Origin of the sequence: Streptomyces sp. YIM 98790 (assembly GCF_011421595.1) — a bacterium.
Classification (GTDB): domain Bacteria; phylum Actinomycetota; class Actinomycetes; order Streptomycetales; family Streptomycetaceae; genus Streptomyces.
This window is the reverse complement of the sequence record NZ_WTLH01000167.1, coordinates 1-12,820: the sequence shown is the minus strand read 5'-3', so window position 1 is coordinate 12,820 and position 12,820 is coordinate 1. Positions and strand designations below refer to the sequence as shown.

Annotated in this window: 12 protein-coding genes, 1 pseudogene and 2 CRISPR repeat arrays; of the genes and pseudogenes, 9 read left to right on the top strand and 4 right to left on the bottom strand. The window is 71.0% G+C overall.

Going from position 1 to position 12,820, the window contains the following annotated elements; genetic code table 11:
• Positions 1-4 precede the first annotated feature (4 nt).
• A CRISPR array of direct repeats spans positions 5-828; the repeat unit is 29 nt; unit sequence GTGCTCCCCGCGCCTGCGGGGGTGGTCCC.
• A gap of 438 nt (positions 829-1,266) precedes the next feature.
• Genes GQS09_RS22315 through GQS09_RS29840 form a run of 4 tightly spaced genes read right to left on the bottom strand, consistent with a single transcriptional unit; the run spans position 1,267 to position 3,823 of the window.
• The gene (locus GQS09_RS22315; RefSeq protein ID WP_165989045.1) at positions 1,267-1,683 is read right to left on the bottom strand and encodes an NUDIX hydrolase; all 417 of its coding nucleotides are present in this window, start codon (positions 1,681-1,683) and stop codon (positions 1,267-1,269) included.
• Positions 1,684-1,729: 46 nt separating this feature from the next.
• On the bottom strand, positions 1,730-2,650 hold the full coding sequence (locus GQS09_RS22310) for an FAD-dependent oxidoreductase (protein ID WP_313896276.1): 921 nt from the start codon (positions 2,648-2,650) through the stop codon (positions 1,730-1,732).
• Positions 2,647-3,213, bottom strand: coding sequence for an isochorismatase family cysteine hydrolase (locus tag GQS09_RS22305; protein ID WP_165989043.1), 567 nt, complete (start codon positions 3,211-3,213; stop codon positions 2,647-2,649). Before GQS09_RS22305 ends, GQS09_RS22310 begins: the two co-directional genes overlap by 4 nt.
• 19 nt (positions 3,214-3,232) lie before the next feature.
• Positions 3,233-3,823 carry a hypothetical protein gene (locus tag GQS09_RS29840; protein ID WP_243761668.1) on the bottom strand — a complete coding sequence of 197 codons (591 nt, stop codon included), beginning with the start codon at positions 3,821-3,823 and terminating at the stop codon, positions 3,233-3,235.
• A 751-nt stretch (positions 3,824-4,574) separates the two neighbouring features.
• On the opposite strand from GQS09_RS29840, the gene GQS09_RS22295 reads away from it, so the two are divergent.
• From GQS09_RS22295 to GQS09_RS29830, 9 genes and pseudogenes are all read left to right on the top strand, one after another.
• A complete protein-coding gene (locus GQS09_RS22295) occupies positions 4,575-5,042 on the top strand; it encodes an NUDIX domain-containing protein (RefSeq protein WP_165989041.1) in 468 nt (155 codons plus the stop codon).
• 5 nt (positions 5,043-5,047) lie between these two features.
• Positions 5,048-5,704, top strand: a complete 657-nt coding sequence (locus GQS09_RS22290) for a hypothetical protein (RefSeq protein WP_165989039.1) — start codon at positions 5,048-5,050, stop codon at positions 5,702-5,704.
• On the top strand, positions 5,701-7,512 hold the full coding sequence (locus GQS09_RS22285; RefSeq protein WP_165989037.1) for a DUF4254 domain-containing protein: 1,812 nt from the start codon (positions 5,701-5,703) through the stop codon (positions 7,510-7,512). Before GQS09_RS22290 ends, GQS09_RS22285 begins: the two co-directional genes overlap by 4 nt.
• A 61-nt stretch (positions 7,513-7,573) precedes the next feature.
• A complete protein-coding gene (locus GQS09_RS22280) occupies positions 7,574-8,149 on the top strand; it encodes a phosphoribosyltransferase (RefSeq protein ID WP_165989036.1) in 576 nt (191 codons plus the stop codon).
• On the top strand, positions 8,146-9,312 hold the full coding sequence (locus GQS09_RS30740) for a glycosyltransferase family 9 protein (protein ID WP_165989034.1): 1,167 nt from the start codon (positions 8,146-8,148) through the stop codon (positions 9,310-9,312). Before GQS09_RS22280 ends, GQS09_RS30740 begins: the two co-directional genes overlap by 4 nt.
• The gene (locus tag GQS09_RS22270) at positions 9,309-10,454 is read left to right on the top strand and encodes a hypothetical protein (RefSeq protein ID WP_165989032.1); all 1,146 of its coding nucleotides are present in this window, start codon (positions 9,309-9,311) and stop codon (positions 10,452-10,454) included. The genes GQS09_RS30740 and GQS09_RS22270 overlap by 4 nt, the downstream gene beginning before the upstream one ends.
• On the top strand, positions 10,439-11,200 hold the full coding sequence (locus GQS09_RS22265; RefSeq protein ID WP_165989030.1) for an SDR family NAD(P)-dependent oxidoreductase: 762 nt from the start codon (positions 10,439-10,441) through the stop codon (positions 11,198-11,200). The genes GQS09_RS22270 and GQS09_RS22265 overlap by 16 nt, the downstream gene beginning before the upstream one ends.
• Positions 11,193-11,750, top strand: coding sequence for a histidine phosphatase family protein (locus GQS09_RS22260; protein ID WP_165989028.1), 558 nt, complete (start codon positions 11,193-11,195; stop codon positions 11,748-11,750). Before GQS09_RS22265 ends, GQS09_RS22260 begins: the two co-directional genes overlap by 8 nt.
• Positions 11,751-11,758: 8 nt before the next feature.
• Positions 11,759-12,142 (top strand): annotated as a pseudogene (locus GQS09_RS29830) (transposase); the annotation flags it as partial.
• A gap of 525 nt (positions 12,143-12,667) precedes the next feature.
• Positions 12,668-12,820: a CRISPR direct-repeat array (repeat unit 29 nt; unit sequence GTGCTCCCCGCGCCTGCGGGGGTGGTCCC).

The following is a 12,820-nucleotide window of genomic DNA, read 5'->3' as shown; positions in this document are numbered from 1 at the left end:
GGCGGTGCTCCCCGCGCCTGCGGGGGTGGTCCCTGATCTCCCAGGTTCATGGCGGCTCGTTTGAAGTGCTCCCCGCGCCTGCGGGGGTGGTCCCTCCTGCATGGCCTGGCTGCCGGATTTAAGTGCGTGCTCCCCGCGCCTGCGGGGGTGGTCCTCGGATGACCAGGCCGCCGAGGATGTCGTTCTTGTGCTCCCCGCGCCTGCGGGGGTGGTCCCATGGTCAGGACGTCGTCCAGGACCACGTCGCGCGTGCTCCCCGCGCCTGCGGGGGTGGTCCCCACATGGCGGCCGCCCCTTCGGGCCCGTACTGGTGCTCCCCGCGCCTGCGGGGGTGGTCCCGGGCTGACCGTGCCTCGGCGCCGGAGGGCTGAGTGCTCCCCGCGCCTGCGGGGGTGGTCCCCGGAGAAATCCGCGAAGTCCCCGGAGTGGAAATGTGCTCCCCGCGCCTGCGGGGGTGGTCCCGGAACCGGCCCGACAACTGGACCGTGCACGCCGTGCTCCCCGCGCCTGCGGGGGTGGTCCCACCGTGCGGTTGGCGATGCTGAGTGCTCCGGTGTGCTCCCCGCGCCTGCGGGGGTGGTCCTTTTGGCGCCAGCACGGATGCCAGGCTGCCGCTGTGCTCCCCGCGCCTGCGGGGGTGGTCCCACCCCGGCGACCAGCATCAGCATCGCGCCGAAGTGCTCCCCGCGCCTGCGGGGGTGGTCCCGCCCCCGGCGCCGTCCGACCGGCCCGGGGGATGTGCTCCCCGCGCCTGCGGGGGTGGTCCCCTGATTGGCCGTCAAGCTCGCGTAGTTGTCGCGTGCTCCCCGCGCCTGCGCGGATGGTCCCCACTCCTGCCAGATGCAGCACGGCGGCTCCTGTGCCGGTGTCTGCGGCCATTCGGCTGGCCGCAGACACACCGGTCTGGAAAGGATCGATTGGAGGCCACAGGCCTCGACGATCATGGCGCCTTGGATTCGTCGTGAGACGCTGCGCCGTGCCCCATCCGTGCCCTCCAGAGCGGTCAGCACTGGTCAACAGCGGTGCAATCGGGGCTTCACCGGGGTGTCGCCGGGAGACCGTTTGCACAGGTCAGGGGCGGTTTGCGCATTGGAGAGCCGGTGATTCCCAAGCTCAGAGCGCGAGTTCGATTCTCGTCGCCCGCTCTCACCCAAACCCCAGGTCACCGACCTGGGGGTTGTTTGTTGCCCAGACCCCTCCCCCACCCCCGTGCCCTCCACGTGCCCATCTCCACGCATTCGCGCAATCGAGGGAGGTGCGTACCAGTCAGCCGGCGAGGGTGGCGTCCAGATGGTGCTGCACCGGGTCGTACAGGCCATAAGGCACGTACTGGGGGATGTCGGCGAGGGACACCCATGCGACTTCGGCGACTTCTTCAGCGGCGGCGACGTGGGCGGTGCCGCTGATTACTTCGCAGGCGGTATAGGAGATGCGCCTGCCGGTTGCCGGGTGGACGCGTTCGCCGAGCAGCTTGACCGCGGAGACGTGGAGGCCGGTCTCTTCTCCGGTCTCCCGTACGGCCGCGTCCTCGCGGGTCTCGCCGGGCTCCACTTTCCCAGCCGGGAACTGCCATGAGAGGTTGCCCTCGCTGACACGCCTCCGCACCAAGAGGACCCGCCCTTCGTGAACGATGACGGCGGCGGCAACAGCCGGTTGCTCCTCTGCGGTGTGCTGCTGCGTCATGTCCGCTCCTCCAGGGATGCCGGCACGGGTGCGTGCCGGTACACGGTCAGGTGGCCAGGTTGCGGGTGGTGTAGTAGGCCCGCAGGGCGGCTTCGGTGCCGGAGCCGATGGCGGTCATGATGCGCTGGTAGCGGGCGGAGCGCACGTCACCGGCGGTGAGCAGGCGGGGGTGCTGTTCGCCGGGCGGGCAGTACCCGGTGGCATCGCGCACGGCTCCGCCGGGCGGGACGGTGGCGGCGTTACCGAGGTTGGTGAAGGCGGCGTCGGCGGTGAGGGTGCGGCGGGTGCCGTCGGTGGTCTCCAGTTCCGCGCGGATCTCTCCTTCCGCGCCCAGCGCCACGGTGATGCGGTGGGTGGGGAGGAGGGTGACGCGGGGATCGTCCGCTGCTTCTTCCGCTTTGTAGGCGTCGGTGGGCGGGTGGGGGACGAGGAGGGTGGTTTTCAGGTCGGGGTGGGCGCGCAGGAAGGTGCCCAGGGGGCGGTCGGCGCCCAGGACGAGCACGGTGCGGTCGGTGACAGTGGCGGGGTCGGCGTCCCACAGGGGAGAGAGGTGGAGGTCGTCGGGTGCGGTGATCCAGTCGGTGTCGGTGAGGGTGAGGGGGCCGACGCCGGTGGCCAGGACGGCGTGGGGAGCGTGGTGTTCGGTGCCGGTGTGGGTGGTGACGGTGATGTGGGTGTCGTGCGGGGTGAGGGAGGTGACGCGGGCCCCGGTGGCGACGGTGCACAGCGGGCTGCGGGCGAGGTCGGCGGTGATGGCGGCGGCCAGATCCGGGCCGGTGCGGTGGCCGCCGAGGACGTTGTCCAGGGCCGGGATCTGCCACAGCTTCCCGCACAGCCGGTCGTCCTGTTCCAGGAGCAGGGAGCGCATGCCGACACCGGCGGCGGTCAGGGCGGCGGCGCAGCCGGCCGGGCCGCCACCGACGATCAGCAGGTCGGTGGCGGGAGGAAGCAGGGGCGGGGGCGTCACGGCGAGGTCCTTCCGGCAGCGGCGATGAGTGCGGTGCGGGCGGTGATGAGCTGGCCAGGGCCGATCAGGCGGCGGGCGACGAGCAGGCCCGCGTCATGTACGGCGGGACCGGCGTCACTCGCGCAGGCGTCGGTGACGACCCAGGGGGCCAGGCCCCGTTCGAAGGCGTCGGCAGCGGACTTCAGCACGCAGCTTTCCGTGGCGATGCCGCAGAAAACCAGGTCCGTCCAGCCTTCGCCGGTGATCAGCGCGTCCGTCTCGGGGGTGAAGCACGAGTAACCGGACTTGTCGGTCACCGCGCGGGCGCGGGCGGCGACAGGGGCGAGTTCGGGGACGAGGTCGGTCTCGGGTGGGTGCTGGAGGCGGGTCCAGGAGAAGAACCGCTCGAAAGGACTGCCGGGGTGGTTGTGGTAGCGGGTGAGGACGACGGGCAGTCCGTGCGCCTGCCACTGCTCGGCCAGGCGGACGACGGCCGGGACAATGTGCTTGCTGCGGTGGTTGATGAAGCCGTTCTGCACGTCCACCACGACGAGCACTGCCCTGTCCTTCGCGACTCCGGACACCCTTTTCCGCCTCCTGCCGTCAGCCGATGCTCTCGCGGAGCGCTTCCTGGGCTGCGCGCAGGCGTCCCGCGAGCCCGCTGGTCTTCACCACGGCCTCCCGCATCAGGCAGTGCTGCGCCGTCTCCCGAGGACGCGCTGTCGTCAGCCGAGAGTACGCCGCGCGCAGGAACCGCCAGCCGTACTGCTGGGGCATGGAGGGGTCTTCGCCGTTCTCGATGAGCTGCTGGATCTGCCGGGAGTAGCACCACAGGCTTTGTACGGTCAGCTCGCAGGCGACGATCTCCTCGACTCCGAGGGCACGTTCGGGGGAAAGCGCGTGATAGGCGACACCGGACCAGCCCGCGTACCCGGCGGAGACACCCCGGACGCCGAAGGACACCACATCCGGATGATCGAAGCCGGAGGTGAACAACGCCTGCTCCACCGGGCCCTCCAGCGCCTGGACATCCTCGGGGACGGTCCGGTCCACCAGCACCGAAGGCGTGGACAGCAGGCGCAGCGCGGTGTGCAGTTCGGGTTCCGTCCAGGGGCCCGCGTGCAGCCAGTACAGGGAGAGTACATATTCGGCGGCAGGTTGCCGCCCACGGCCGCCCAGCAGGTCCCGGGTCATCCGGGCCGCCCAGGTCAGGTCTGCCGCGTAGCTTCGGTAGCGCCAGAGGGCGAGGTCGGTGATCGAGGCCGGCCGACGCGGCTGGACGATGTGGAACAGGGCTGTTCCGCAGGGCGCGATGTGCAGCGTGCACGCGGAGGCGTCCGGATGGGCGATGCGAAGGGAGCCCGTCTCCAGCCAGGAGCCGGACGGCTGGACTTCGGCTTCGCCGAGCAGGGATGCCGCTCGTTCGGCGCCGATGAAGACCCGGAAGGAACTTGTGCGAGTCGATTCGGATCTCTGACGCCCCGGCCTCGGCCGTGGAAGAGTTCGCGGTACCCAGCGCGGCGTCGAAGCGTGCCTGTACCTCGGCCGGTGACCTGGCCAGTGCGGTGTCGAGCACAGCCTGGGAATCGGGTCGGGGCACGTAGTCCTCCCCGCCCGCCTCCCACTTGGAGACCGCCCGGTCACTGATCCCAAGATGCGCCGCGAAGTCACGGACGCTCATTCGGAGCGCCGCGCGCAGCAGCCGGGATTCCCGCCCTGTCCATCGCTGCACCGTCACCATCATCGGTTCCCTGCCCCGCCCCACGGTGAACGACCCAGCGTAGCCGGGCGTGTTCGGCAGTGGTACGGCGAAAGTGCAGCGGCCGGACATCGTGGACGCCCTGGCCGGTGGCCCATGCTGGATGACCACAGCCGGACGTGATGCCCTCACGATGAGTGAGGATCGACCGGCTTTCGTGTATCCGTGCAGACAGGGAGAGTTCCGATGGCACCCATCGTGAAGCGCAGCGCCCGCGCGATCCTGCTCGACGGCGACGACCTGGTGCTGATCAAGCGCACCCGTCCGGGCCGCGAACCCTACTGGGTGACCGTCGGCGGAGGAGTGGAGGACGACGACCCCACCATCGAGGCCGCTCTGCGCCGGGAGGTCTTCGAGGAACTCGGCGGCACCCTCGGACGGGCGGAGCTGGTCCACCTGATCACCGACGAACTGGAGCACGGGCTGGGGGTGCAGCACATCTTCGCCGCCCGGCTGGAGCGGATGGACCTGTCCGCCCGGACGGGCACGGAGTTCTCCAAGCCGGAGCGCGGCGGGTACGAGGTGGTGCGGGTGCCGTTCACCGCGGAGTCCATCCGGGGCCTGGCGCTGATGCCCCCGGAGCTGGCGGAGTTCATGGCGACGAACACCGACGCCATCCTCTCCGTGCTGGACACGCCGGTCCGCAAGGACTGAACGCCGTGCCGGACGTCCCGGAGTTCATCAGCCTCAACGGTCCGGACAACGTCGGCAAGACCACGCAACTCCGGCGGCTGGCACGGAGATCGCCCCTCCTGCAACCGCTGGGCGCCGTGCATGAGCACGACCCCGAGCGGTGGGAACGGGTGGCAGGCCCCGGCTACGCCAGGTGGTGGTTCGAGACCTCCACCACGAAGGAGCTGACCGGCATGCTGCTGGCCGGCCACACCAACCGCGCGGCGGCCAGGGAACAGGGGCGCGTCGGGCTGCTTGACCGGGGGCTGCCCATGCTGCTGGCCGTCTCCGCCGCCACCTGCGCGCTCAAGGAGAGCCTGGACGTCTCCGCCGCCCTGAAGCGTGTCACCGGACTGGCTGCCGCGGCCTCGCCGCCCGAGACCGCATTGCTCCTGCTTCCCTCCATGGACCCGGACATCGCCTACGCCCTCACCAGTGCCCGCGAAGGCCGTCCATGGACCGGCTCGTACCCCGCCTACCAGCGGCTTCTGCACCAAACCCTGGTCCGTCAGGCCGAACTCGGCACCTATCACGCAATTGTTGTCTGCGAGGACCGCTCCGTCGAGGAAATCCACGACGAGCTGGTCCGACAGCTCCCGCACGCGCTGCCGGTCTCCGTGCCGGCCGAAGGAGATCCTTCATGACACCGCATGAACACGCCCCTCCACTGGTTCTCCCCCCGGGCCTCGCCCTGGCCACGACGAACCTCGGCGGCAAGGACCGGCGGCGGCTGGACGACGCCGTCACCCGCCTGCACACGGTCAACGGCCGGCTGTGGGATGCCGAGGACCGGGTCCGCGATCCGCATCTCACCGCCGAGCGAGTCGCCGACCTCAAACGGGAGATCGACCAGCTCAACGCCGAGCGCAACACCCTGGCCGAGCAGGCCGACGAGGCCCTCGCTGCCCTGGCCCCAGAGGCCGGGCCGGAGGTACCTCCCCACACCGAAACCCTGGCCTCGGTGCTGGACCGGCTCTCGGTCCTGACCCTTCGCATCTGGCACAGCGAGCGTGCGGAGGGCCACGACGACCTGGCGCGGCGCCGCACCCCCGCCCTGCGCCGCCAGCGCACCGAGCTGTGCGCGGCGCTCGACGCCCTGGTGGAGGACGTACGGAGCGGCCGGACCCGCCTGCCCTCTCCGGCGCGTCACAAGTTCTACGGCGGCGACGAGGAAACCGCTGTCGGGGTGGCCCCCAGTCCTCGCCTGGGACGGGTACTGGCCTTCGGCGGGCTGAGCGAGAGCGGAAAAAGCACCAGCGCCGAGTTCGTCCAGCGCGTGTGCGGAGCCCAGCGGTTCAAGATCGGCTACCTGCTCCGGCAGGCCGCGCACCGCAACGGGCTGGCCGACCCCTACGCGCTGTCCGCGCGCCGCCAGGCCGAACTGCTGCTGGAGGAGCTGAACCGGTACGCGGAAGGACACGTCTCCCAGAAGCTGTTCACCATCGAATCCGTGCACGACGACGCCTCGATCGCCGAACTGAAAAGTCTGCTGGGAGACCGGCTCCGGATCGTGTATCTCGACGCCCCGTTCCAGGCGCGGGTCCACCGATCGGGAACCCAGCCGCAGGCGGTGGCCGCCAAGGACGAGGTCAAGATGAGCCGGGGTGCCCACCGGGTGGCCGCGCTGGCCGATCACGTGATCGACAACTCCGGCAGCGTGCTCGCCCTGCGGGCCCGGCTCCGCCGCATCGCCGAACCGGGCACGGCCGTTGAGCTGAGAAGCGCCACCCCCTACGGCCTGGGCCTGCCCGCAGCGGTGGCGTCGGCAACCGCCGACCTCACCGACACGCTGCGCTCCCTCCGCCCCTCCGTACATCTGGCCGCCCTCACCGGAAGCGCCGTGGAAGGCAACTGGATCGCCGGGTGGTCGGACCTCGACCTGCTGGTCGTCGCGGAGGCCAAGGCGGCCGAGGCCGTTGCCGAAGCCGTCGGCCGGTACCGGGGCGCACTGGCCGGGGCCGCATCCGTCGGGCTCACCCTGACGACCGGAGCCGAACTGACCGCCCGGCGCCTGACTCCCCGGCTGGTCTTCGCCCTGCACCAGCTCCATCTGGGCAAGCCCGTCCTGCACGCCGTCCCCGGCCTGGAGCTGCCCGCCGTCAGCCGCGCAGATCTGGACCTCGCCGCCGTCCAGGAACTGCCGCTGGTGATCCTCACTCTTCGCCGCCTGCGCGCCGACGCCCGCCCCGAGAGTCTCCGCCAGCTCTACAAGCACCTGGTCCTGGCCTGCCGCCTGCTGCTGCGCGAGCACGGCTCGCAGCAGTCCGGACCGGATGCGATCCTCCGGGAAGCGGCCGGTCTCCCGGGTCTGCCGCCGCTCGCCGTGCCCGTGCCCGCGCTCGCCGAGATCGCCGACGCCTGGCGCGAGGGCCGGCCGCAGCAGCTCCTGCTCCCGGTCGTGGCGGCGGCCGATCGGCTGCTCGCCTGGTACGCCCACTCGGTCGCGGCCTGACGGCACCAGCCACTCCGCATCTTCTCCCTCCCCCATCTCACTCACCGACGGGAGCTTCGCCATGCCCGAAAACGTGCTCACCCCGCCGTTCAACGCCCGCGTCGTCGAACGGCTGAGCGTGGGGCCCGCCAGCCGTCGCGAGCGGATCGTCCACTCTCTCGACGGCCTGGAAACCCCGGTCCGCCCCCAGGCCCTGACCGCGGCCGGGGACCGGCTCTGGCAGCGGCTTCGCGCCAAGGTGCCCGATGTCGAGCAGTCCGCCGATTTCCTGCTGGGGCTGGACGCCGGCGGCATCCTGCCGACGGTCTCCCTCGCCGCCGCCTCGGCGCTTCCCTACAAGATCGCCTGGAAGCTGCACTTGCCGCTCGCCGGAGAGGTCCGCTTCACCGAGCCGCACGCCACCCGCACCGACGTTTTCGCCTACGGCATCGCGGCCGGCCAGCGGATCGTGCTGGTGGACGACGAGATCACCACCGGGCACACCCTGACGAATCTCGCCCTCCGGCTCCGGGAGGCCGGCGCGGAACCGCTCGGCGCCGCCTGCCTGGTCGAGGACGCCGCCCGCGGCGGACGCACCATGCTCGCCGACCACGGCATCCCCCTGGTCACGCTCACCCGTATCGGAGCGGCGACGTGACGCCCCGGACGCTCACCGACATCCGGTTCCGCCCCGGCACCCGGACGGCATCCGCCGCCGACGTGCACACCACCCCCCTCGGATACGACCGCGGGACGATCCCCGTCGGCGCCTCCCTGCCGGTGGCAGTCTCCGCGGAACTGGCCACGCGCCTGGCGCGGTGCACCGACATCGAGATCGCCTTTCTCGGGAAGCTGGGTGACAGCCTGCTCGCCCTGTCCGCCGTACGAGCCGTCGTTGACCGGCTGCGACTGACCCCCGGCGTCGACGCCCGCCCTCTCTCCATCCAGGCCGGCGGACCCTACGCCGGCCTGATCGCCCGTTCCGGCCTGCTGACCGCCGGAGCACCGTCAGGGGCGGGCCCGCGCCTCCTCATCGGCGACCGGCCGGCCGCAGAGGCGCACGGCACCCGTCCCGACCTCAGCCTGGTCTGCGACCCCGCTGCACCGCCCTGCTGGTCCAGCGACGGCACCGCCTACTCCGCCCTGCCCGACCGTTACTACCTGGCGCTCGAACGCCGCCTCGGCCTCCGTCTCCCGGCCACTGCGCCCTTCGCTCCCCTCCTGACCGCCCGTCCCAGCCGCCTGGTGCACAGGCTCCGGGCAGCCGGATGGTTCCGCGGCACCACGCTCGCCGCGATCACGGCGACGAGCTGGCCGGAGCTCAAGGACTACACCGCGCTGCGTTTCGCCGAGGTCGCCCGCATCATCGCCGAAGCCCTCGGGCGCCCGGTCCGGCTGCTGATCGTCGGCGGACGGAAGGCAGGCGGCCTGCGCATCACGGCGGCGGACGCGAACAGCCCGGTCCAGCACCTGCGTCTGGACGGCGTCCCCGCCGCAGAACTGGCCGACCTCTTCCCGCACTGCGACCTCGTACTCGGCAACGACACCGGCCTGACGCACCTGGCCGCTCTCGCCCGCCGCGCCGACGGCGGGGGCCCTACGGTGATCGGCCTGCACGCCCGGCACAGCCACAGCAAGTGGCGCACCGGACACCCGCACCACCACTCGGTCGCCACCCCGTTCGCCGACGCCATGCACCAGGGCGACCTGTGCCCCGTGCGGGATGTCCTCGGCCCGGACTACAGCACCGGACTCGGCTCCATCACACCGGACGACCTGGCCCGAATCTGCCTCCCGCTTCTGCGCGAGGCAACCCGGTGACCCGCCATTCGTCCCAGGGTCGCTGGAGCCTCGGCCCGCCACGCCGGTTCACGCGCAACCTGCTGCTCCCGGCCACCGTCACCGGGCGTCCCCTGCTCCTGAAGTACACGCGGAACCATGCCGAGGCGCGCGCCGAGATCGCCGGCCACCACCTCCTGGCAGGCCACTACCGAGTCCCCGAGCTCCACGCCCGACTTCGCGTCCCCGGAGGCCGCCTCCTCCTCTACGAACGGCTCCCCATCGGCCCCGGCCACGGCCTCCTCCTCGACCTGCTCAACACCGAACAGCCGAGCCGGGAACTGCGGACCTACCTTGACGACCTCACTGCCCACTACCGCGCGGTCATCCGGCGAACCGCCCACCGAGCCGATCCACGCACCATCGTCCGCAAGCTGTACTGGGACCGGGCGGCGCCCGGCGGACGTCTTGACCAGTACTACGCAACCGCCGCCCCGGTCCTCACCGATGGAACAACCGACCTGCCCCTGTCCCACCTCCGGGACTACACCCTCCACATCAACGAACATCACGTTCGCCTGGACTGGGACGCGACACTCGCCTCGCTCACACAGCACTTCGGCAGCGGCGAACCGGTATGGGCTGCCCTCACCCAGGGCGACCCCACCGATCTCAACCTGGCCCATCCACTCGCCTGGCTCGATTTCGACACCGCGGGCGCCAACAGCATCCTCGGAGAGTTCGCCAACTTCCTCTGGTACACCACGGCGCTCGGCGGCTGGATCGTCCCCACCTACAACCCCGCCGCTTTCGCCGACCACCCCGCGACCTTCGCCCACATCGTGGCCAACACTCCCGAACTCCGCCACACCTCCATCGACACCGCCGACCGCGCTCTCCGCATCAGCTACCGGCCCCGGCTCTCCGCTCCCCGGCGCCTGGCCGCCACGGTCTACTGGCACCAGCTCGTCCAGCCCATCGCCACTCACCTCTGGCCAGGGGTACCTCTGGGGAAACTGCTGCGTCCCTACGTCGCGATGCGCATCCTGGCCGTCCACGACGTCACCCTCCTCGCGCCCCGTGACCGGATGCTGCTCTTCGCCCGGCTCGCGGAGGTGATGGACCCCGGCTTCGACCCCGCGTCCTTCTTCCTCACCTCGGAGGCCCCATGCCCGGCTCCCTGAACGGTCGCACGGCACTGGTCACCGGAGCCACAGGCGGCATCGGCATCGCGATCAGCCGGCACCTCGCCGCCGAGGGCGCGGCCGTGGCGCTCGCCCACCTTCACGAGCACCGGGCCGCCGAAGCCCTTGCCCAACAAATCACGGCCCACGGCGGCACCGCCGTACCCCTCGAAGCCGACCTCCGCGACTCGGCCGCCGTCCGGGTCCTCCATCAGCAGGCCGCCGAACGGCTCGGCCCCCTCGACATCCTCATCAGCAACGCCGGCGCCTACCCCCGCACTGCCTGGACCGACATGTCCACCGCAGAGTGGCACGAGGCGCTGAACATCAACCTCACCAGCCACTACCTGCTCGCCCAGGCCGTGACCCCGGACATGATCAGCCGAAGGAACGGCCGCGTCATCACCATCGGCTCGGTTCTCGCGACAGCCGGCCGCCATGACCTCGTCGGCTACATCGCCGCCAAGGCCGGGCTGGAAGGGCTCACCAGAGCCCTGGCCCGGGAACTCGGGCCCGCCGGCATCACCGCCAACTGCGTGGCCCCCGGCTCCATCCACGTCCCCGCCGAGGCCACCGTGGTGGACGACCCCGCCGCCATGACCGCCCGCCAACTCGCCCGCCAGTGCATCAAGCGCCGCGGCACAGCCGACGACATCGCCGCAGCCGTCGTCTTCCTCTCCACCGACCACGCCGGATTCATCACCGGCCAGACCCTCCGGGTGGACGGAGGCTGGATCCTTGCCTGACATCTGGCTCATGCGCCACGGCGCCTACGACGGCCACCGCCCCGGCCTCCACGCCCCGTCCGACGCCCCTCTCACCCCGGAGGGCCGCCAGCACCTCATCAGCGCCCTTCCCCTCCCCGCCGGCATCACCGGCATCATCACCAGCCCACTGCCGCGAGCCCGCCAGACCGCCGAAGTCCTCCGCGACCTGACCGGCCTGACCCTCCTGGACGCCAGCGATCTCCTCGCCGAATGGCGGGCGCCCACCTGCGTCCTGAACCGCACCCCGGACACCTACCCTCCGGCCTACCGCGCCTGGCGGACCCTCCGCACCACCTCCCCCGACCTGGCCTGCGAGGACGGCGAATCCCTCAGCGCCCTCCACTCCCGCGCCACCCGGTGCGTCGCCTACCTGCACGATCTCGCCGCCCGGCAGCAAGGCCCCCTCCTGGCCGTCTCCCACAAACTCCTCCTCGGCGTCCTCACCCACCTCCCACAGGGCCCCGCAGCCTTCGAAACCGCCTCCCGCACCCCATGGCCCTTCGCCACCACCAGACCCCTCCACCTGTAACGCTGACAACCCCCCGCCGCGTCGCCCGGCTCCTGCTCACCCACCCCGACACCTGTGGACCAAGGACACCGCCCTGCTCGCTCCTCGCCGCGGCCTGCCCAGAGATGACCACACTCACCCGACTCACCGGCGAGTTCGCCACGCTCCCGGCCCCGGACCAGGCCAAACGACAACAAGCTCACCCAGTGGATCACCACGGCCCGCGCCTGCGACCTTCTCCACCTGCACAGCTTCTGCAACGGCCTCGAACTCACCGCACCACGGTGAACGTCGGCCTGACCCCTTCCGTGGAGCAACGGCCGACCGAAGGCGTCAACACCCGCACCAAGAAGATCATGCGGCAGATGCACGGCCGAACCGGATTCGACCTCCTCCGCCACCGCATCCTGCTCCGAGGACAAGAACCCACCGTCACCACCGACTACGGGACAGAGCCGCTAAATTGCGCCGCCCTCGCCCTCGCCCTCGCCCGGGCCCGGCGCCCCCTCGCTCGTCCGACAATCGCAGTCCACAACGCCCCCCCAGAGCGATCAAGTCCGCACTCGGTGAAGAGGCCGGTTCCATGAGTTCACCGACCAGTTGGGTCAGCATAGGCCGACGCACTCCCGACAACGCGCTCGTCGAACTCGGTGCACTGACCTCTGCGAGCGCCACACGGCCCGAACAGGGGCTTCATCGTCGAAAACCACGACCATCCCCTGGCTCCCCATCGCCGGAAGACCCACCGGGGAGACGCATATCCCGAACGCCCATGCCAGGGATGGAGCAAGGCGGCTCAACAGCGGTGCGTCGGAGACCGGTAGAGTCGAAGAATCCGCTCAGCCTTTCGACCGTAATACCAGGATCGCTCCTTATGTCGGAATCTCTGCTAGTGAGTAAAAACAGGCTTCCCGCGGAATAAAGACGCTGGTCGGCTCCTGTGCTCCCCGCGCCTGCGGGGGTGGTCCCTGTGCGTGCGGACGCCAACTACTCACCCGACTGTGCTCCCCGCGCCTGCGGGGGTGGTCCCGTCACGTCGGCGAGTTCGTTGACGAACCGGCGGTGCTCCCCGCGCCTGCGGGGGTGGTCCC

Bases quoted from the DNA above. Each gene is read 5' to 3' on its own strand.
- GQS09_RS22315 (WP_165989045.1), bottom strand. From the start codon at position 1,683: ATGACGCAGCAGCACACCGCAGAGGAGCAACCGGCTGTTGCCGCCGCC.
- GQS09_RS29840 (WP_243761668.1), bottom strand. From the start codon at position 3,823: ATGACCCGGGACCTGCTGGGCGGCCGTGGGCGGCAACCTGCCGCCGAA.
- GQS09_RS22295 (WP_165989041.1), top strand. From the start codon at position 4,575: ATGGCACCCATCGTGAAGCGCAGCGCCCGCGCGATCCTGCTCGACGGC.
- GQS09_RS22285 (WP_165989037.1), top strand. From the start codon at position 5,701: ATGACACCGCATGAACACGCCCCTCCACTGGTTCTCCCCCCGGGCCTC.
- GQS09_RS22280 (WP_165989036.1), top strand. From the start codon at position 7,574: ATGCCCGAAAACGTGCTCACCCCGCCGTTCAACGCCCGCGTCGTCGAA.
- GQS09_RS22265 (WP_165989030.1), top strand. From the start codon at position 10,439: ATGCCCGGCTCCCTGAACGGTCGCACGGCACTGGTCACCGGAGCCACA.